Origin of the sequence: Mesorhizobium sp. C268A, assembly GCF_040324475.1 — a bacterium.
Classification (GTDB): domain Bacteria; phylum Pseudomonadota; class Alphaproteobacteria; order Rhizobiales; family Rhizobiaceae; genus Mesorhizobium.
Map to the genome: position 1 here is coordinate 4,898,400 of NZ_JAMYVX010000001.1, position 18,032 is coordinate 4,916,431.

The following is an 18,032-nucleotide window of genomic DNA, read 5'->3' on the forward strand; positions in this document are numbered from 1 at the left end:
TCCGATGAACACGTCCTTGTTCAGGAGCATGAAGGACTGGCCCTGGCTGGTGCTGCTGCCAGTCGTCTTCTTTGTCGCGGTCGGTGTGCTCGGTCCCTCGATCATGCCTTACGATCCCGGCGCGCAAGACTACGACGTCACGCTTGCGGGACCGAGCTGGGCTCACTGGCTGGGCACCGACTATCTCGGCCGCGATATTCTGAGCCGCATCATCGGCGGCGCCCGCATATCGCTGGTGGCGATGGTGATCGTGCTGGTGGCCGCACTTGCCATCGGCGTCAGCATCGGTTCGTTCGCCGGTTATGTCGGCGGGCGCGTCGAGCTGGTGTTGATCAGCCTCATCGACATCGCGCTGGCGCTGCCAAGCCTGGTGATCGCGCTGGCGCTGATCGGCATTCTCGGCACCGGCTACTGGTCGATGATCACGGCGCTGACGCTGGCGTGGTGGGCGAACTATGCCCGCATGAGCCGCGCCGTGGTCACCGCCGAATTGCAACAGCCCTATATCGAAGCGGCAAGGGTGATGGGCGCCAGCCATCTGTGGATCTTTGTGCGCCATATCCTGCCGCATGTCCTGGCCCTCGTCGTGGTCTATGCCAGCGCCGATGCTGGCGCCCTTGTCCTGGCCATCGCGACGCTGAGCTTCCTCGGCCTGGGCGTCGCGCCGCCGGCGCCGGAATGGGGCCAGATGCTGGTCGACGGCATGAGCTACATTGAGGAATACCCGAGGCTTGTCGTCCTTCCGGGCCTTGCGCTCACTTTGGTGGTGGTCAGCTTCAATCTGCTGGGCGAGACCTTCGCGTTGCAAAAGGTGCCGAGGCCGGTGCGCGGCGGTTTGCTGCGCAAGCGTCGCAAGGCGCGCGCCGTTGAGGAAGCGGAGCGGAACGCCGTCGAAACGGGAACAGCCGCGCCATGAGCGACGAGCCGATCTACTCCATAGAAAACATGGTCATTGATCTCTACGCCACGACCGTTTCCGTGCGCGCGGTCGATGGGGTGTCGTTCAACGTCCGTCCCGGCGAGACAGTCGCCGTCGTCGGCGAGAGCGGTTCGGGCAAGACCGTCATGACGCTTGGGCCGCTCGGCCTGCTGCCCGAGGGCGTCACCGTCGACATCAAGGGATCGGCCCGAGCCGAAGCGAGCGAACTGGTCGGAATGGAGTCCAGGCGCTTGTCTGACCTTCGCGGCCGCTATTTCGGCGTCATTTTCCAGGACCCGATGAGCGCGCTGAACCCGATGCTGAAGATCGGACCGCAACTGGCGCGCCAGGCGCGCCGCTTTGCCAATCTCTCGTATGCGGATGCCCGCAAGGAAGCGGTCTCGCTGCTCGCCCGCACCGGCATCCCTGACCCGGAAGACCGCTACGATCGCTATCCGCATGAAATGTCTGGCGGCATGCTGCAGCGCGCCATGATCGCACTGGCCCTGGCAAGCCGGCCGCGCGTGCTGATCGCCGACGAGCCGACCACTGCGCTCGACGCCACGGTGCAGGCGCAGATCCTGGAGCTCATCCGCCAGATCCAGCGCGAGGAAGGCATCGCGGTCGTGCTGATCACGCACGACATCGGCGTCGTCGCCTCGGTCGCGGACCGGGTCATGGTGCTCTATGCCGGGCAGGTGGCGGAGGAGGGGATCGCGATGGATGTGCTGACGCGGCCGACGCATCCCTATACACGCGGGCTGCTTGCCTCTGTACCGGATTTCCGCGCCGACGAACGCGCCGCGACCAAGGAAATACCAGGTTTGCCGCCGAACCAGATCAGGCTGGAGCCGGGCTGCCGTTTCGCTGCCCGCTGCGAACTGGTTGAGCCCGAATGCCGCGTGCATCGGCCGCCGCTCCAGACGATCTCGACGGGCGGGACGCCGCACAAGGTGGGATGCCCGGTGGTGCTGAGGCGGGAAGGGATAGCAATCCATGGCTGACATTGCGGCGATTGAGGTTAAGGGCCTGAAGGTCCATTTCGCCAACCGCTCCGGCACAGGCGCCGTGCGGGCGGTCGACGGCATCGACCTGACCATTCCGCGTGGTGCCTTCCATGGCATCGTTGGCGAATCCGGTTGTGGCAAGACCACGCTGGCTCGCAGCGTCGTCGGCCTGCAGAAGGAGACTGAGGGTACGGTGCTGATCTCGGGGCGGGATCGCGCCCAGTGGCTGAAGTCGGACCGCAAATCGTTCAGCCGCGAGGTCCAGTTCGTCTTCCAGGATCCGCTGGGCTCGATGAGCCGTCGCCAGACCGTCTACCAGACGCTGGAAGAGCCGCTGCAGATCCATCGCCTCGGATCTCCGGCCGAGCGCCGGCGCCGTATCGGCGAGCTGCTGGATCTGGTGGCGCTGCCAGCGACCGTGCTCGACCGCCTGCCGCGTTCGCTTTCCGGCGGCCAGCGCCAGCGCGTTTCGATCGCTCGCGCGCTTGCGCTGAAGCCATCGATCCTGGTTTGCGACGAACCGCTCAGCGCGCTTGACGTTTCGATCCGGGCGCAGATCGTCAACCTGTTCACATCATTGCAGAAACAGCTTGGCCTTACCATCGTCATCGTTGCGCATGACCTGGCGATCGTGCGCGAGGTCTGCTCAAACGTGACGGTGATGTATCTTGGCCGCATCGCGGAAGCCGGCGTGACGCGGCCGCTGTTTCGCGAGCCGGCCCATCCCTACAGCCAGGCACTGCTTTCGGCGGTTCCTTCGCCGGATCCTCGTATCGAGGCCGGCCGTCGCCGAATCATCCTCGCGGGCGACCCTCCAAGCCCCAGCGCGCCGCCACCGGGATGCCGCTTCAACACCCGCTGTCCTGTGGCGATCGATGTCTGCCGGACCGAGGAGCCGATGTTGCGCTCGGTGCCGCATGGCGGGGTCGCGGCCTGCCACCTTGCCGACGGCGAGCGGCGGCCGGTGATTTGAGTGCCGACTTGATCTGCCCTCGTTGCCCGCTACTTCAGGCCGCCGCCGGCTTCGTGACGGGTGGCCAGCTATGGGTCTCCGCCTTGCGTCGTGAGGCCCAGGCATAAAGCGCATCGTAAATGACGAAGCCGTGCTTCAGGATCTCGTGGTCGTCGGGCGTCACGTCCCGCAGCCCCATGGAGATCGCGAGCAGTCCTGCAGACTGTGGCGTGAGATCGTGCCGATCCGTGTCGGCGCCGCGCACGATCGCGGCAATGGTCACGATCGCCGGGTCGCGATCGAGGCCGAATTTCGAGACGAAGGTGTCGAAGCTGCAACCGTCGCCGACATGGGTGAATTCGACGCCGGGCACGTCGTAGGGTGTCGCGCCCGCTTCCTGGGCAACACGGATCACCTGATCAGGTGCCGCGAACAGGAAATCAGGTTCCTTGTCGATGAAGCGTGCAATCAGCCAGGGGCAGGCGATGCGGTCGATGACCGGGCGTTCACGGGTAACCCATTTCATGACGCAATCCTTTCTTCGCTCATCACCAGAGGGACGGTTGGCGCGCCGATGGCGTGCCAGGCGGCGATGCCGCCTGAGAGCGCCGTTGCATCGACGCCGCGGCGACGCAGTTCGGCGACTGCGTCGCCGCTGACCTGGAAGCCGTACACGCAATAGACGATGACAGGCCTGTCCCTCGGCAGTTCATCGGCCCAATCGGCAATGGTCTCGGGAGCGCGGAGCTTGGCGCCCGGCAGCATATCGCTGCGTTTTGCCAGATCGTCGGCCAGGCAGACGTCGAGCACGACCAGATCTTCGCCCTGGTCGAGTCGGGCCCGCAGTTCCTCTGGCGCAACAGTTGGAACCTTATTGTCCGATGCAGGTCCTGTTGAAGGATCGCGCTGCGCGACAGCCCGCCGGTGGCGGGCGGCAACCCGCTCCCAATGGATGTTCTTCATGAACGCGTCGACATAGGCGCCAGCCTTGGCGCCAAAATCGAGGTGGTAGGCATGTTCGTACATGTCGAGCGCGAGGATCGGCATGCCGCCGGCGAGACAATTGGTGTGATCCGCCGCCCATTGAATCGTCAGCCGATCGCGGCGCTCCGACCAGGTCAGCAGCGTCCATCCCGAGCCTCCGGCCTGCGCCTTAGCACAAGCCATGAACTTGGCGCGCCATGCCGCCACGCTGCCGAAGTCGCGCTCCAGTGCTGCGGCAAGATCGCCTCCGGCATCGCCGGAACCACCGAGCCCATCGAAATAGATCTCGTGCAGGATCGCCGAATTTGCCGCGACCAGCTCTTCGCGCTTCAACCCGTTGATGTCGAAGACGGGTGCTGCGCCCCAGTCGAGTTCATCGAGCCGCTGTTCGATAGCGTTGAGGCGGCGAACCGCACCGCCGTAATTGTTTTCATAATGGCTGGCCAGCAGGCGTTCGGACAGTCCGACGAGCCTGGGCGGCTTGAACGGCAGCGGCATGATCTGGTGCGGCATTGGATTTCCTCGCTCGGCGGCACGGCCCATCCGTGAGCAGGCGCACGTTATGCCCAAACGAGAAATGATACAAGTGTTGCATCTTGCTCAGGCGTTTGATACGGGTCACTTATGGGCGAGAGGGAATCGATCCCAGCTGCGCCGGGTATTCCACCAAGGACGAGGAGCGAACCATCTGCGGCTGAACCGCAGTCCTCAGGGGCGGCACGCCTTGGGTGGTTGCCACCACCGATGTCGCTTCCGAAAGGCCCGCCGTCACCTCGACGCGACCGTTCTCGGTGACACCAGCCTTGATGGCGAGGCGTGTGATGCGATTGTCCGTGACTGTGTACACGAAGGTGCCGTCGCCATTACTTCCGGGGCCTCCATTCCTGCCGGACGACGTTCGAGGGGCGCCACATGAGCTTTCTTTCTTCGCCCGGAAGTGCGCTGGGGCGCTTCGACAACCGACGATGAGCTTCCCCCGCATTGAAGTATGGTGTCTCTGCGGATCTTGGCCATTTAGTATGGTTTGCGCATGAGCCATGATACAAGTGTTGCATCTAATTCAGTCCATGATACGGTTCACTTATGAGTGAGGGGCAATCGCAGGAGCAGCGCTGGCTGCTCCTGATTTATCAGCTGCCAAGCAAGCCCGCCTATTTCCGGGTGAAGATCTGGCGACGGTTGCAAGGCATCGGCGCGGTCGCAGTCAAAAGCACCGTTTACGCCCTGCCGGCCAATGCCGAGATGCAGGAGGATTTCGAATGGCTTCTGAAGGAGATCGTCGCCGGCGGCGGCGAGGCCATGATTTGCGAGGCGCGCCTTGTCGACGGTCTGTCGGACGCGCAGGTGCGGGCGATGTTCGACGCGGCCCGTGATGCCGACTATGCGGAGATCGCTGGGGAAGCGCGCGAGCTGGCTGCAGCGATTGGGGCCGACGCGACATCGGAAAAACACGCAGAAGCGCGTCCGCAACTTGGTCGCTTGCGCAAGCGGCTCACTGAAGTGGTGATGATCGACTTTTTTGGTGCCAGCGGTCGCCTCACGATCGAGGGACTGATCGCCGAACTTGAAACACAGCTTACAGAGGACAAGGCCATGACCAAGGAACCGAAGAAGGCCGCCGAGCCGAGCGAGCTCAAGGGCCGAATCTGGGTCACGCGCCGGGACGTGCATGTCGACCGCATCGCCTGCAGTTGGCTGATCCGCCGGTTCATCGATGCTGACGCGATCATCCGCTTCGTAGCGGGCAAGGGATACGTGCCAAAGGAGGGGGAATTGCGCTTCGACATGTTCGAAGGCGAAATCACCCATGAGGGCGATCGCTGCAGCTTCGAAGTTCTGCTTACCCGCGCCGGCATCAATGATCCGGCACTCCAGGCCATCGCCGAGATCGTCCATGACATCGACCTCAAGGACAACAAGTTCGGTCGCGAGGAGGCGACTGGGATTGCCAGTCTGATTGCAGGCATCGCCATGGCGAACGAGAGCGACGAACAGCGGATCGCGCAGGGCGCTCCTGTCTTCGACAACCTCTATCAGTATTTCCGCAAGAAACGCGGATGACCGCAGGGACTCAAACTATGGCCAATCTGGAGCAGTCCGTCACGACGCCGCCATCTCTGGCCGAAACCCACGACCATGACATTTCGTTTGCGGACGCCATGCGAGTATGGGCCCGCGTTGCAATGCTCAGCTTCGGCGGCCCGGCCGGCCAGATCGCCATGATGCATCGGATCGTCGTTGAGGAAAAGCGCTGGATCGGCGAGACGAGATTCCTGCATGCGCTCAACTACTGCACGCTGCTGCCAGGTCCGGAGGCGCAGCAATTGGCCATCTATATTGGCTGGCTCATGCACAAGACCAAAGGCGGCCTCGTCGCGGGAATCCTGTTCGTGCTGCCAGGCGCGGTCGCCATCATGGTCCTGAGCTGGATCTACGCCATCTTCGGCAACGTTGGCGCTATCCAGGCGCTCTTCTTCGGCCTGAAGGCGGCGGTTCTGGCCATCGTGCTCGAAGCGGTCCTGCGGATCGGCAGGAGGGCGCTCAGGAACAATGTGATGGTCGGCCTCGCTGCGGCAGCCTTCATCGCCCTGTTCTTCTTCCATGCACCGTTCCCGCTGGTCATCCTGGTTGCGGCCGTGATCGGCTACGTCGGGGGCAAGATGGGTTGGGCCGCATTCCAGCCAGGCAATGGACATGGCAAGCTTGGTGGCAAGCAGGTCGATGATGTCGACTCGGCGCTTGGCGAAGGGATGCCGGCGCATGCCCGGCCATCCATCGAATGGTCGCTGAAGATTGCGGCGGTGTTTCTGCTGCTATGGTTCGTTCCGGTCCTTTTCTTGTTGCTGTTTCTTGGGCAAGGCAATGTCTTCACCGACATCGCCATCTTCTTTTCCAAGATGGCGGTGGTGACGTTCGGCGGGGCCTATGCGGTGCTTGCCTATGTCGCCCAGCAAGGAGTCGAGCACTATGGCTGGCTGAAGCCTGGAGAAATGCTGGATGGCCTCGGCATGGCCGAAACGACGCCGGGTCCGCTGATCATGGTCACTCAATTCGTTGGTTTCATGGGAGCATTCCGGGAGCCGGGGGTTCTTAACGCGTTGGTCGCTGGAACGCTCGGCGGCCTTCTGACGACGTGGGTGACCTTCGTCCCGTGCTTCCTGTGGATATTTCTCGGCGCGCCGTACATAGAGACGATGCGCAGCAACAAGGCCCTGTCAGCCGCACTGTCGACCATCACGGCAGCGGTGGTTGGAGTGATCCTGAACCTCGCGGTGTGGTTCGCGCTTCATGTCCTGTTTCGCGATTTGCATGAGATCGGCTTGCTGGGCATGAGGCTCGACGTGCCAGTCCTCGGTTCCCTCAACATTCCGTCTCTCGTACTGACCCTCGGTGCGATGCTGGCGGTATTCCGCTTCAAGGTCGGCGTGATCCCGGTGCTAGCGGCATGTTCGATCCTGGGCGTGCTTTTCGGCGTCGCGGCGGGCTCGGTCTAGGGCGATCTTTCTGCTCGGATGCGAGCATCGCAGTCTATTTCGTATCGGGGCTGCCTGATGGGCGAGCAAGTAGGAGGCGAGGTATAATGGGCACGAGGCGAGTGGCTGTGGTCTGGCGCGGTGACCGGGAGGCGCGTCGCACGGCGACACCGCAGAACAACCGGTTTCATCGCGTGTTCGAGGAACTCGCTGCGATCGGTGTTCACGCCGAACCCGCCGTTTATGACGAAGAGTTTGCCGAGGAGGTTCGGACCCAGCTCCTGGCGACGGACGGCGTGCTGGTCTGGGTCGATCCCTTGCACGAGGGAAAAACCCGTGCGGTGCTCGACCCGCTGCTGCGCGACGTGGCGGCACGCGGCCCCTGGGTGAGTGCACATCCAGACGTGATCCTGAAAATGGGCGTGAAGGAAGTTCTGCACCGTACGAAGCATCTCGGATGGGGAACCGATACTTACCTCTACGGCTCCGCCGAGGCTTTTCGCGAGGCGTTTCCGGAGCGGCTTCGGACGGCCGGTCCACGGGTGCTGAAGCAGAACCGCGGCAATGGCGGCCAGGGAGTATGGAAGGTCGAGCTGATCGGTTCGCTTCCTGGCGGAGAGCCGGCGGTTCGGGTGCTGCACGCGCGACGCGGCAGTATGCCGGAAGAACTCGCACTGCCGGATTTCATGGCGCGCTGCCAGGTGTATTTGACACCCGATGGCTGCATCGTGGATCAGCCATTCCAACCGCGTTTACCCGACGGGATGATCCGCTGTTACATGGGCGCCGACAAGGTGGTCGGCTTTGGCCACCAGTTCATCAAGGCCCTAATCCCACCACCTCCTGAAGGGCCAGATTCCGAGGCTGCGCAACCAGGGCCGCGGATAATGCATCCCGCCACGGCCGAACCGTTTCAGTCGCTGCGGACCAATATGGAAACCGGGTGGACGCCGCAAATGATGGCTGTGCTAGGCGTCGATGCCAGGTCGCTGCCGATCATTTGGGATGCCGATTTTCTCTACGGACCACGGACTGTGTCAGGTGAAGACACGTATGCGCTTTGTGAGATCAACGTCAGCTCGGTCTTTGCCATCCCCGATCAAGCGCCGGCCGAAATAGCTCGACTCGTTGCCATGCGATTTTGAATCGACGAAGATTGGCGGTCCGAGTGGGGCTCTGGCCGAACGCGGTTCGGCGGTCAGTCCGATGGTCGCCGGACCCCTGCTTGCCGTTTCCGGTTTCGGCTGACCAATTCTCGTCGCCGGTGGCTTGAACACCATCTACGAAATCCTTTGCTCATGACGTTTCGCAAGATTCGGCCGCCCGAGGAACGTTAGCCTCAACCGGCGCGAGATCTGGATTTGGAAGGTCTTGCTAGGGTGACCGCCCCGGAAGAGCTGAACCCGCCATCCGCTGGAACAGGTCGTCGACCTGGGCCGGCGATAGGCTGGAGTCCTCGGCGATCCACCAGGCAAGCACCGAGAGAAAGGCTCCCGATATGAACTGGACGACGAATTCCAGCGGCACGCCCGCGTCGCCGATCCGCTTGCCAGACAGTTCGGTTCGCACTGCGCGCCGTATGCGTTCACGCAATTGATCGTGGATCGTGTCGCCGCTGCTCGCAAGTAGCGCTTTGTGAAGCGACCGGAACGCCCGCGCGTGCTCGAACATCGGCAGGCTGAATTCGAACAGGCGATTGCCTGTCTTTTCGTCTGCCGACACGCGCCTGCTCAGCGACAGCAGATGCGCCTCAAGGGCCGCGCTGCGCAATTCGTCCTTGCCGGCATAGTGCGTATAGAAGGTCGACCTGCCGACATCAGCTTTCTGGCAGATGTCTTCCACGGTGAGAGCCGCATAGCCGCACTCTGGGATCAGAGCAATCAGCGCGTCCTGCAGCATGGCGCGCGTGCGCGCGACACGACGGTCGATCGTACCCCTGTCGTCGGGCCGCTCGATTTTAATGGTCATTGCTCTTTCCACCGTGCGGTTTGGGACGTTCAGCGGTCCGTTGTCCAGCAACAGCGCTAATGGACAATCTGTCCAGTATGATACGCCGAGTCCAGAAGCTCAAGAATGCCTTGAGCACTCCGGAAACGGACGAGGAGGCAAAAGGAAATGCACCAATTTGGTCATCGGGCTGGAAACGGACAGCATTCGCGAAAGGGTGTTATTATGCTTGCTGTGCTCGTCAAACTGTCGCTGGTCGCCGGTTTTCTGCTAATGCTTCATTTCGGGGACGGCTATCTCAATGCCGGTGCTTGGACGGCTGCAGTCCACGGCCTCATCCTCGCTGCGGTCGCGGCATTCGCACTCTGGGGCGGCTTCCATCACATGCGGACTGCCGGCGCGCATGGCGCCGGCGAAAGGGGCATCGGCATCGTCCTGCATAGGGCGGTCGGCTATGACCTGCTTGCGCGCGTCCTGACTTGGGGCCGCGAGGACCGGTTCCGTGAATTCATGCTGCGTCTGGCAAGGCTCCAGCCCGGCGAGGCGATGCTCGATGTCGCCTGCGGTACGGGCACGCTTGCCATAGCCGCGAGACGGTTGGTCGGAGCGGTCGGACGCGTCACGGGCGTCGACGCATCGGTCGAAATGGTCGAGAGGGCGCGCGTCAAGGCTACGCGAGCCGGCGTTGATCTTACCTTCGTCCAGGCGACGGCCCAGGAACTTCCCTTCGAGGATGGCCAATTCGACATCGTGATCGGTACGCTCATGCTGCATCACCTGCCGAAACCCGACCGATCGACCTTCTTCCGTGAAGCGGAGCGGGTTCTGAAGCCGGGAGGCCGACTGCTGCTGATCGACTTCGGAAGGCCGCTGCACGAATCCAGATTGCCGAGGCTCCATCGGCACGGGCATATCGACATGAATGCGGTCGGAACTCTACTGGTCGAGACAGGCTTCAGGGTCGACGATACCGGCGCCGTCGGGACCATGAACCTCGATTATGTGCGCGCGACCACGGACAAGATCCTGCCTGCCTGAGCGCCGCATGCCGCGGCGACCGGACCGGGCGCGCCGCCGCCAGGAAGACGCGCGGGCCGGTAGTCGCGGGCCGCGCTGCATTGCGTGCGTAGCCGCCGCGGCGCTATCTTGCCGATTGGCTATCCCGGCCTGCTTCGATACGCGAGTCTACCGAATGCCCAAGACCTACTTGTCCTTGACGCTTGCGGCCGCATGGTTGGCATCACCGCTTGCGCATGCCGATGGCGTCGACCGGGCGCTGGATGCCTTCCACGCGACATGCCTGGCGCACGGCCCCGACTTCGAGCGAACCGCGACATTGGCAAAGACGCGCGGATGGACGCCGCTCGTCGACGGCGCGGCACTTGCTCCTGTGGATGCCATGAAGGCGTTCCGCGGATGGCAGGTCACCGGCGACGACCTTCCGGCCGGAACGATGGTCGCGGTGACCAGGGCGACCATGGACGGCAGGTCCGTCCAGACCTGCTCGCTCAAGCTTTTCGATGTCGACCGCGCCGAGTTTGAAAAACGGTTCTTCCACCGCACCGACGCCGAAAAAATCGGCGAGGAGAGGAAGGGCAGGCAGGTTTCCCGGCTGTTCATACTGATCGCGGGCAATCGCAAGCAGCTCGTGCATTTGACGTCGCCAGCCGTTCGGGGCACAGCGAACGCCATCATAGCAAGTTCGATAGTCGATGATTGAAAAGGCTTCGCGGGCCGCGTCCCAATTTAGCCTGCTTGCGCTGCCAGATCACTCGGTTGGCGCGCAATGACGAGAAAGCGAGCGCAAATGCGACTGACCAGCACGATTTTTGGCATGGCGCTCCTGCTCGCCTCCACCGTCGCGGTCGGCGCTCATCCTCATGTCTTCGCGGAAGCCCGTTTGGACCTAACGGTTGGCGCTGACAAGTCGGTCAAGTCGCTCAAGCATCTCTGGCGGTTCGACGAGCTCTTCTCCTCGACGGTGCTGATGGAGTTCGACAAGAATTCCGACTTTACTCTCGACGCCGAAGAACTCGACGCCGCCGCCCTCACCATCCATGCCTCACTGGAAGAATACAATTATTTCCAAATGGTCACTGTGGAAGGCAAGGACGTGGCGATGACGCCGCCGGCGAGGCTGGTCACTAGCTACGAGAACAATCAACTCATCATCCAATTCGAGACGCAGCCGAAAGACACGTTGGCGCTCGCCGGCAAGGTGAGCATCGGCGTCTACGATCCGACCTTCTACACCGCGATCGATTTCACCGATGACGATAAGATCGCCGTGGCTGGCCTACCGAAAGATTGCACGAGGGCCGTCGTCCGCCCCGATCCGAATACCGCAATCGCACAGAATCAGACGAAATTGACGGATGCCTTCTTCAGCGATCCGACCGGAACCGATCTCGGCAAGATATTCGCGACACGCCTTGAATTGACGTGCAGTTGAAGCGGCGGAACGGATAGAACGTGTTTTTCCAAACCCTGGTCGAGTTTCAACGCACGATATACTTGGCGCTCGCCGAACAGATCAAATTGCTGTCAGCCGGGGGCGACTGGCTGGCGTTCACTGCCTTCCTGCCGATGGGTGTCCTGTTCGGAGCTGCGCATGCTTTGACACCCGGACACAGCAAAGCCGTGCTGGCTACCTATTTGGCCGGATCGGATGCCAGCATCCGTCGCGGCCTACTGGTGTCGCTGACACTCTCCTTCACCCATGTCACGATTGCCGTTGTGATTGCAGCCCTCTCGTTGCCATTGGTCTCGATTGCGCTGGGCAGCGTCGGCCGGGCGCCGCTTTTGGAGGATGTCAGTCGTGGCCTGCTCGGGTTAATTGGTCTGTGGATGCTTTGGCGGGCGCTCAGCCACGGTCATCACCATCAGCATGAAGGCGAGGTTGTGGGCGTCATGGCCGGCCTGATCCCATGTCCATTGACGCTCTTCGCGATGACCTTCGCGATCTCAAGAGGTGTTCCGGTCGCGGGCATACTCTTTGCAATCACCATGATGGCCGGCGTGGCACTGACGTTGTCTTGCGTGGCAGTTCTGTCGATCCTGTTTCGGGAACGGCTGGTGCATTTCTTCGACCGTCGGCCGCGCCTGTTCGATGTGATATCGCGAACTATCGAAGGTACCGCCGGCCTTATTCTTACTGGCGTGGCTGTCTGGCAAATCTCGTCGAAATGAGAAAGTTTGACCGACCGCCAAGGCCACAGCGATTCTCATAGGGATCACATTGCAATTAACGACGTCGTGCCATTAAGTGCCGGCACGCGCGGTTCGGGTTTGGGTTTAGAACATTGAGCGACCGTCAGAAGATCATTTGGATGATAGCGCTGGCGATCCTCGCCGGCATCGGGGTGATATTGCTAAATCACTGGATCAAAGGCGATCTCTACGCGGCGGGTCCATTGACTTCGACTACCCAGACGCCACATTTAGTTCGGCCGGCATGACCGGTTCTTTTTCTATCCGATTTCTGGCCCGCCGGTTCGCGCCGGCGGATTTTTTGCGGGGGTAGGATACTCAGCGCGGATTTGGCTATCTTGCCCCTGATTGTCAGAGGCGGAGCTGCGGTGATCGCTCCGCAATGATGGCCAACGGCGGTTCCACGACGGCGGCATACGCGCTTGAGAGATGAGAGTGGCTGTTTCATAAAGAGGATATCATGCCTGCGGACGATGGTAGTCTACGCGACATTCTTGGAATTCTGTTGGTTCTCCTACTCGTAGGCGCCAACGGTTTCTTTGTCGCCGCCGAATTTGCGCTGGTCGCGGTTAGACGAAGCCGCGTCGACGAATTGGCTACAGCTGGACGCTCGAACGCCAGCCTCCTTCAACGGGCTTTGGTGAATCTCGATGCGAACCTTGCAGCAACTCAGCTCGGCATCACCATCTCATCGCTGGCGCTCGGTTGGGTCGGCGAGCCTGCACTCGCTCATTTGATCGAGCCACTCCTCTTGGGAGTGATGGGGTCGCTGGCCACGGCAGCTTCGCACACCATTGCCGTCGCAATCGCCTTCATCATCATAACCGCGCTACACATTGTCCTGGGTGAACTAGCGCCGAAAAGTCTGGCGCTCCAGCGCAGCGAGAGCACGGCACTTCGGGTCGTCCGCCCTCTCGGTCTGTTCCTGCTCCTGCTCAGGCCGGCGATTCTTGTTCTCAACGGTCTCGGCAATCTGGTGCTGCGTCTGTGCGGTCTGCGTCCGGGCACAGGCGAGGAGTCCTTGCATTCGCCCGAAGAGCTGAAGCTGCTCGTGGCGGCAAGCCAGGAGGCAGGGCTCCTTCATCAGACGCAACAGGAACTGGTCGAGCGTGTCTTCAACATCGGCGATCGGCGCATTGCCGACATCATGACACCGCGACGCGATATCGACTGGATCGATACCGACGACATCCCTGACGAGATTCTGCGCACCATCCGGCAATGTCGCCATGAGCAGCTTCTGGTCGGCCGTGGGGGGATAGACGAACCGCTTGGCATGATTCTGAAGAAGGACCTTCTCGACCAGGTGCTCGACGGCAAAACGCTTGACCCGATGGCGGTCATCCGAGAACCTTTGATCGTTCACGAGGCAACGCCGATTTTCCGTGTACTCGATCAGTTCAAGCGGACGCCGGTGCGTCTGGCGATCGTCATCGACGAATATGGCGCTCTGGAGGGGATCGTCACCCAGACCGATCTGCTCGAAGCCATCGCAGGGGACCTTCCTGACCTGGACAATGAGGACCCTGATGTCATCGAGCGCGATGACGGGTCCTTGCTCATCGACGGAATGATGCTGGCGCACGATGCGTTCGCTCGCCTAGGATTCCGATCGGGGTCTGCCGAAGGGGATTTTCACACGATCGCTGGGTTCGCCTTGTCCAGCCTTGGGCACTTGCCGGAAGCCGGTGAGCACTTTGACCACGAGGGCTGGCGCTTCGAGATCCTCGATATGGATGGAAGGCGGATCGACAAGCTGCTCGCTCGCCGTGAGCCGCCTACATCCAAGCCGGCAACCAGTTGAGACTGACCGCGCGACAGGCCGGTAAGCCGGCCGGCCTTTTGCGCGCGAATATTCCCACTTTTCGAACCCACGCTCCCACAGTAGTCCCTATCCACAAACGCCCGTCAGTTCGCCCAGGACGCGTATCCGCTGGAGTCACAGTGACTGGTGAGCGTCTTCGCGTCGCGCTATGTGATCAATGGAACCGACAGTTGAGGGTCTAAATGGACGCCAAGAGCGCCGTCTGGCTGATTATTGGGGTCCTGGTGGTGCTAGTGGTGGCCTTTCTCACCGCAATGGCATTCGGGCTGCTATGAGTCAGCCAGGCTGATCGACACTCGCCACAGGCCGTTGTGGCGCCGTGGCGGTGGCACCCCCATTACCACAGCGACTGCGCGACGGAGGGACATGTCGGTTGCGTGTCGACGAGCGACCACAGATGCGGCATGCGGCAATTTTTTGCGGCGAAGAATGATTTTTGAATCGTGTACAGAAGTCATGGCCAAGACCAATCCGAAATCCCCTGATTTTCCGCCGCCGCGCCGTTGACCCGCTTTGAGAAAGCCGAGTTCGCGAAGCTTTGCGATCCGAAAGGCCGTCGCAAATCAACTTGCGCCGACAGATGCCTCGCTGGTCTGTGATCTGGTAGCGGCGAGGTCGCGCTGATTCGCCATGCGAGCCCTGTTCAAGCGCGCTGTGGCCGATTGCAGCGACTCCGAATTTCTTTCGACGAAACGACATCTGCTGTCGATCACCAGCGGCATTGACCGGACGACGGCGGCCACGCAAATGATGGCCGCGCAATTGGGCGTCTAAGCCCGTCGCTCGCCATTTCATCGGCCGATCTTGATGCGGGGGCAATATTGGATATTGAAGATCGCCACTTAACAAGTAGGTAATTTGCATTCAGCCAGTTGTGCTACTCCACGATAGTGCTCTTCTGTCCAAATTATCTTGGGAGGGCTTCCTTGCCGCCATGGCGGCTTTGACCATGTTCGCATTTTCGATGGATACCTTCGCACACGGCGGCGGCACCGATGCCAATGGATGCCATACCAACCACAAGACTGGCGAGTATCACTGCCACTGATATCAGGACCAAATTGCGTGATTTGGGTTCGTGCGAGTAGGCATATTCGCGGCGCCTAGATAGCAGCGTTGCTCACCATGGGGGGCGCAGATGAGAATTCGAAGGCTGTTCCACTTGGGCACATTGATGCTTGCGGCGGCATCAGCCACGCCATGTCATGCGCAGGGGACTTTCGGAGGAAATGACTGCACCGAAGATTGTTCCGGGCATAAAGCTGGCTACGACTGGGCTGAGCAAAATCAGATTTCCAACAACAGCGACTGCAGCTCAAACAGCCAACCATTTAATGAGGGCTGCCAAACCTTCGTCGAAGACTCGTCTCGCGGTTCGAACGAAGACGATGAAGGCGAAGAGATAGACGACTGAGATACAGCGCTGATTCGGATAAGGATCCAGCCGGCGGCTTCCCGTCGTGTAGGCGCGGTCGCTTTTGGTGTGGCATCTTTCATCGGCTGCGCTCATGCCGAAGACGCGTGCGCCCCAAACTACGCGGGAGCCTGCGTTCCAATCGCCAGCGACGTCGATTGCTCCTCCGGAAAGGGCAATGGTCCGCCTATGTACGCGGCCCGGTCACTGTTGTCGGCAGGGATATCTATGATCTGGACCGCCACGGCGATGGGATCGGCTGCGAAAACGGCTAGAGCCACGCTACGGCTTGCACGGCCCTGTCCCGTTCCACTGGATGAACGCCACTTCCTTCCCGGTGACTTCCCGCACGGCTTTCAACAGCACCTCATGCAGGACGCGCGTCTGCCGGTAAGTGGTCGCTATCGGGCGATATAAACGGCTTGATGATACTTAAGTGCAGTGCCTCCGCTGCCGTCACAAAGCGCTCAATTTCAGCCTGTGATAATTGCTGCGAACCTTTCGACCTGGCCATGTCCTACCCTCGAAATCTCTGTGTGCCAGACGACCTTGCCGTCGATCTTCATCGGCTTGTGGATCATCAAGCGCTTCGGCAGATGCTCGGGGTGCACCTCCAAACCAATGGTCGAACCGGGAATTTCCACCACTCTTATCGGGAAAGTCACGCAGCGCATCACCTCGGCGTCAGACGCCCGGCGTGAATCCGACCTTCCAGCAATGCCTCACCGCGCGTCGGCGTGACCGCAGCGGGAACATTCGGCCATGCGGTGGAGGATCAGGTGTGACGCATCTATAGGAAATCGTCGGCATCTGTCGGCTTAGAAGTGCTGCCCTCAGCAATCAATTGGTCGCCTTCGGAGCCGCCCCGAACGCGATGACGATTCAGCCCAAAGATTAGGGAAATCGGACGTCCCTTCTTCACCGGTTAGGAGTAGGACCAACACCGCCCTGGCGCGTGAGGAAGGTCTGTGACCGAAATTCAGAAGCGCAGGGCGCAAGCTACAATGGCCCTGACTGGATCTTAGCCAATGTGGCGTTCCTTCCGGGTATTCTTTCCAGGCCACGCCCAAGGCGTCCTCGAATGGATTGGGTCTGACCGAAGACCGTCTTCGTTTCACTCCGTCTCGATCGTCTTCTCGCAACGTCGGCGCTGCGTTTTCTTCCCCTGTCCGCTGCGCGTCCATTCCTCACGGTCCAAGAAAGCCTCGCGTCGCCGTCTTCCACTTCGTTTCAGCCCCTTCGGGATGCAGACCGATCGTTTCCGGTCTCACGTCCACCATCGAGGCCGCGATGGGCGCGGCCCGAGAAAACACAAAGGAACATCACCATGGCTACGATCGGCACTTTCTCCCGCACCGCGAACGGCTTCTCCGGCTCGGTCAAGACCCTCAATCTCAACGTCAAGACGGTAACGTTCGCTCCGACGGATGGCGAAAATGAAAAGGGTCCCGACTTCCGCATCTTCGCTGGCGCCACCGAGTTCGGGGCGGCATGGAAGAAGACCTCGCGCGAGGGACGCGACTACCACTCGGTCAAGCTCGACGATCCCAGCTTCCCCGCTCCGATCTATGCGAGCCTGGTCGAGACCGACACCGAGGGTGAGTTCTCGCTCATCTGGTCACGCCGCGCCGCAGAGTGACCCGACAAAACACAAAGCCCCGCCGCAAGGCGGGGCTTTGCCATGTTCAGGTCCTATACAACTTGGCACGTCCGCTAGGTGCAGCGCGTTACGCTTTGGCCGGCGCCTTGCGGACCTTCTTCAGCGGCGACTTCATGGCCGCCGCAGTCGTCGCCGCTGCCGCCGCACGAGTAGCCCGTTTTGGTTTTTCCGCCGCGGCAGACGTGGGCGTCGCCGCCTTGCGCCCGAGCCCTATTGATTTCGCCAGAGCCGACCGGGTAGCCGCGTAGTTCGGCGCCACCATCGGATAGTCGGACGGCAGGTTCCATTTCTGCCGGTATTCGTCGGGGGTCAGGTTGAAGTGCTGAAGGTGCCGCTTGAGCGATTTGAATTTCCTTCCGTCTTCCAGACAGATGATGAAGTCAGGTGTCACCGATTTCTTGATCGAAACTGCCGGGTCCTGTTTTACCACAGGTTCTACCGCCGGCGTGCCGATGCCATTCAGGGCGGCATGGATGTCGCCGATGAGTTTTGGCAACTCGCCAACCGGTACTGGATTGTTCGATACATAGGCGGCGACAATGTCAGCCGTTATCGACACGGTATCCAGTTTGTTGCCTTGCTCGAGAGCAGTGGTCATATGATTTCCCTTTTTTGTATTGGATGAATTGAGCGACGTTTGA

Annotated in this window: 21 protein-coding genes and 1 pseudogene; 15 read left to right on the forward strand and 7 right to left on the reverse strand. The window is 61.1% G+C overall.

Going from position 1 to position 18,032, the window contains the following annotated elements:
* The first annotated feature begins 4 nt into the window (after positions 1-4).
* From NKL06_RS23895 to NKL06_RS23905, 3 genes are read left to right on the forward strand one after another with little or no spacing between them, the layout of a single operon-like run.
* Entirely contained in the window at positions 5-916 is a 912-nt protein-coding gene (locus tag NKL06_RS23895; RefSeq protein WP_023669882.1) for an ABC transporter permease, read from the forward strand.
* Positions 913-1,923: an ABC transporter ATP-binding protein gene (locus NKL06_RS23900; RefSeq protein WP_023686258.1), complete on the forward strand. Its 1,011-nt coding sequence runs from the start codon at positions 913-915 to the stop codon at positions 1,921-1,923. The genes NKL06_RS23895 and NKL06_RS23900 overlap by 4 nt, the downstream gene beginning before the upstream one ends.
* A complete protein-coding gene (locus NKL06_RS23905; protein ID WP_023686257.1) occupies positions 1,916-2,899 on the forward strand; it encodes an ABC transporter ATP-binding protein in 984 nt (327 codons plus the stop codon). The genes NKL06_RS23900 and NKL06_RS23905 overlap by 8 nt, the downstream gene beginning before the upstream one ends.
* Before the next feature lie 34 nt (positions 2,900-2,933).
* Here NKL06_RS23905 and NKL06_RS23910 read toward each other — a convergent pair whose 3' ends face one another.
* The 3 genes from NKL06_RS23910 to NKL06_RS23920 form a co-directional block, all read right to left on the reverse strand.
* The gene (locus NKL06_RS23910; RefSeq protein WP_023669885.1) at positions 2,934-3,404 is read right to left on the reverse strand and encodes a chromate resistance protein ChrB domain-containing protein; all 471 of its coding nucleotides are present in this window, start codon (positions 3,402-3,404) and stop codon (positions 2,934-2,936) included.
* Positions 3,401-4,375 (reverse strand): Fe-Mn family superoxide dismutase, encoded by a 975-nt coding sequence (locus NKL06_RS23915; protein WP_023669886.1) that lies wholly within the window; start codon positions 4,373-4,375, stop codon positions 3,401-3,403. Before NKL06_RS23915 ends, NKL06_RS23910 begins: the two co-directional genes overlap by 4 nt.
* Positions 4,376-4,484: 109 nt before the next feature.
* The gene (locus NKL06_RS23920) at positions 4,485-4,709 is read right to left on the reverse strand and encodes a hypothetical protein (protein ID WP_023814962.1); all 225 of its coding nucleotides are present in this window, start codon (positions 4,707-4,709) and stop codon (positions 4,485-4,487) included.
* 236 nt (positions 4,710-4,945) lie between these two features.
* On the opposite strand from NKL06_RS23920, the gene NKL06_RS23925 reads away from it, so the two are divergent.
* The 3 genes from NKL06_RS23925 (at position 4,946) to NKL06_RS23935 (ending at position 8,480) form a co-directional block, all read left to right on the forward strand.
* Complete coding sequence (locus tag NKL06_RS23925) at positions 4,946-5,923, forward strand: chromate resistance protein ChrB domain-containing protein (RefSeq protein ID WP_023669887.1); 978 nt, start codon at positions 4,946-4,948, stop codon at positions 5,921-5,923.
* 17 nt (positions 5,924-5,940) lie between these two features.
* Positions 5,941-7,356: a chromate efflux transporter gene (gene chrA, locus NKL06_RS23930; RefSeq protein WP_031192963.1), complete on the forward strand. Its 1,416-nt coding sequence runs from the start codon at positions 5,941-5,943 to the stop codon at positions 7,354-7,356.
* A gap of 86 nt (positions 7,357-7,442) precedes the next feature.
* Positions 7,443-8,480, forward strand: a complete 1,038-nt coding sequence (locus NKL06_RS23935) for a Cj0069 family protein (RefSeq protein WP_031202368.1) — start codon at positions 7,443-7,445, stop codon at positions 8,478-8,480.
* A 229-nt stretch (positions 8,481-8,709) separates the two neighbouring features.
* On the opposite strand, the gene NKL06_RS23940 is transcribed toward NKL06_RS23935, so the two are convergent.
* A complete protein-coding gene (locus NKL06_RS23940; RefSeq protein WP_023669890.1) occupies positions 8,710-9,354 on the reverse strand; it encodes a TetR/AcrR family transcriptional regulator in 645 nt (214 codons plus the stop codon).
* Between the two features lie 153 nt (positions 9,355-9,507).
* On the opposite strand from NKL06_RS23940, the gene NKL06_RS23945 reads away from it, so the two are divergent.
* From NKL06_RS23945 to NKL06_RS23980, 8 genes are all read left to right on the forward strand, one after another.
* Positions 9,508-10,320 (forward strand): class I SAM-dependent methyltransferase, encoded by an 813-nt coding sequence (locus NKL06_RS23945; RefSeq protein ID WP_050587014.1) that lies wholly within the window; start codon positions 9,508-9,510, stop codon positions 10,318-10,320.
* Between the two features lie 154 nt (positions 10,321-10,474).
* Complete coding sequence (locus tag NKL06_RS23950; protein WP_023685957.1) at positions 10,475-11,002, forward strand: hypothetical protein; 528 nt, start codon at positions 10,475-10,477, stop codon at positions 11,000-11,002.
* A gap of 87 nt (positions 11,003-11,089) precedes the next feature.
* A complete protein-coding gene (locus NKL06_RS23955; protein ID WP_155929560.1) occupies positions 11,090-11,734 on the forward strand; it encodes a DUF1007 family protein in 645 nt (214 codons plus the stop codon).
* Positions 11,735-11,754: 20 nt separating this feature from the next.
* The gene (locus NKL06_RS23960) at positions 11,755-12,471 is read left to right on the forward strand and encodes a HoxN/HupN/NixA family nickel/cobalt transporter (RefSeq protein ID WP_023669894.1); all 717 of its coding nucleotides are present in this window, start codon (positions 11,755-11,757) and stop codon (positions 12,469-12,471) included.
* 481 nt (positions 12,472-12,952) lie between these two features.
* The gene (locus NKL06_RS23965; protein WP_023686253.1) at positions 12,953-14,296 is read left to right on the forward strand and encodes a hemolysin family protein; all 1,344 of its coding nucleotides are present in this window, start codon (positions 12,953-12,955) and stop codon (positions 14,294-14,296) included.
* A 651-nt stretch (positions 14,297-14,947) separates the two neighbouring features.
* On the forward strand, positions 14,948-15,091 hold the full coding sequence (locus NKL06_RS23970) for a hypothetical protein (protein WP_023686252.1): 144 nt from the start codon (positions 14,948-14,950) through the stop codon (positions 15,089-15,091).
* 190 nt (positions 15,092-15,281) lie between these two features.
* The gene (locus tag NKL06_RS23975) at positions 15,282-15,365 is read left to right on the forward strand and encodes a YHYH domain-containing protein (protein WP_348529716.1); all 84 of its coding nucleotides are present in this window, start codon (positions 15,282-15,284) and stop codon (positions 15,363-15,365) included.
* A gap of 114 nt (positions 15,366-15,479) precedes the next feature.
* The gene (locus NKL06_RS23980; RefSeq protein ID WP_245261776.1) at positions 15,480-15,731 is read left to right on the forward strand and encodes a hypothetical protein; all 252 of its coding nucleotides are present in this window, start codon (positions 15,480-15,482) and stop codon (positions 15,729-15,731) included.
* A 282-nt stretch (positions 15,732-16,013) separates the two neighbouring features.
* Here the strand turns inward: NKL06_RS23980 and NKL06_RS23985 are convergent.
* Positions 16,014-16,245 (reverse strand): annotated as a pseudogene (locus NKL06_RS23985) (hypothetical protein).
* Positions 16,205-16,396, reverse strand: coding sequence for a hypothetical protein (locus NKL06_RS23990; RefSeq protein WP_155929562.1), 192 nt, complete (start codon positions 16,394-16,396; stop codon positions 16,205-16,207). Before NKL06_RS23990 ends, NKL06_RS23985 begins: the two are co-directional and overlap by 41 nt.
* A gap of 662 nt (positions 16,397-17,058) precedes the next feature.
* Between NKL06_RS23990 and NKL06_RS23995 the strand changes: the two genes are divergently transcribed.
* The gene (locus NKL06_RS23995) at positions 17,059-17,370 is read left to right on the forward strand and encodes a DUF736 domain-containing protein (protein ID WP_023669902.1); all 312 of its coding nucleotides are present in this window, start codon (positions 17,059-17,061) and stop codon (positions 17,368-17,370) included.
* 88 nt (positions 17,371-17,458) lie between these two features.
* Here NKL06_RS23995 and NKL06_RS24000 read toward each other — a convergent pair whose 3' ends face one another.
* The gene (locus NKL06_RS24000; RefSeq protein WP_023669903.1) at positions 17,459-17,989 is read right to left on the reverse strand and encodes a Ros/MucR family transcriptional regulator; all 531 of its coding nucleotides are present in this window, start codon (positions 17,987-17,989) and stop codon (positions 17,459-17,461) included.
* Positions 17,990-18,032 lie beyond the last annotated feature (43 nt).

Excerpts from the sequence above, each read along its gene's own strand:
- NKL06_RS23895 (WP_023669882.1), top strand. The coding sequence starts at position 5 with ATGAACACGTCCTTGTTCAGGAGCATGAAGGACTGGCCCTGGCTGGTG.
- NKL06_RS23900 (WP_023686258.1), top strand. The coding sequence starts at position 913 with ATGAGCGACGAGCCGATCTACTCCATAGAAAACATGGTCATTGATCTC.
- NKL06_RS23905 (WP_023686257.1), top strand. The coding sequence starts at position 1,916 with ATGGCTGACATTGCGGCGATTGAGGTTAAGGGCCTGAAGGTCCATTTC.
- NKL06_RS23910 (WP_023669885.1), bottom strand. The coding sequence starts at position 3,404 with ATGAAATGGGTTACCCGTGAACGCCCGGTCATCGACCGCATCGCCTGC.
- NKL06_RS23915 (WP_023669886.1), bottom strand. The coding sequence starts at position 4,375 with ATGCCGCACCAGATCATGCCGCTGCCGTTCAAGCCGCCCAGGCTCGTC.
- NKL06_RS23925 (WP_023669887.1), top strand. The coding sequence starts at position 4,946 with ATGAGTGAGGGGCAATCGCAGGAGCAGCGCTGGCTGCTCCTGATTTAT.
- chrA (WP_031192963.1), top strand. The coding sequence starts at position 5,941 with ATGGCCAATCTGGAGCAGTCCGTCACGACGCCGCCATCTCTGGCCGAA.
- NKL06_RS23935 (WP_031202368.1), top strand. The coding sequence starts at position 7,443 with ATGGGCACGAGGCGAGTGGCTGTGGTCTGGCGCGGTGACCGGGAGGCG.
- NKL06_RS23945 (WP_050587014.1), top strand. The coding sequence starts at position 9,508 with ATGCTTGCTGTGCTCGTCAAACTGTCGCTGGTCGCCGGTTTTCTGCTA.
- NKL06_RS23950 (WP_023685957.1), top strand. The coding sequence starts at position 10,475 with ATGCCCAAGACCTACTTGTCCTTGACGCTTGCGGCCGCATGGTTGGCA.
- NKL06_RS23955 (WP_155929560.1), top strand. The coding sequence starts at position 11,090 with ATGCGACTGACCAGCACGATTTTTGGCATGGCGCTCCTGCTCGCCTCC.
- NKL06_RS23965 (WP_023686253.1), top strand. The coding sequence starts at position 12,953 with ATGCCTGCGGACGATGGTAGTCTACGCGACATTCTTGGAATTCTGTTG.
- NKL06_RS23970 (WP_023686252.1), top strand. The coding sequence starts at position 14,948 with ATGCGAGCCCTGTTCAAGCGCGCTGTGGCCGATTGCAGCGACTCCGAA.
- NKL06_RS23975 (WP_348529716.1), top strand. The coding sequence starts at position 15,282 with ATGGATACCTTCGCACACGGCGGCGGCACCGATGCCAATGGATGCCAT.
- NKL06_RS23995 (WP_023669902.1), top strand. The coding sequence starts at position 17,059 with ATGGCTACGATCGGCACTTTCTCCCGCACCGCGAACGGCTTCTCCGGC.
- NKL06_RS24000 (WP_023669903.1), bottom strand. The coding sequence starts at position 17,989 with ATGACCACTGCTCTCGAGCAAGGCAACAAACTGGATACCGTGTCGATA.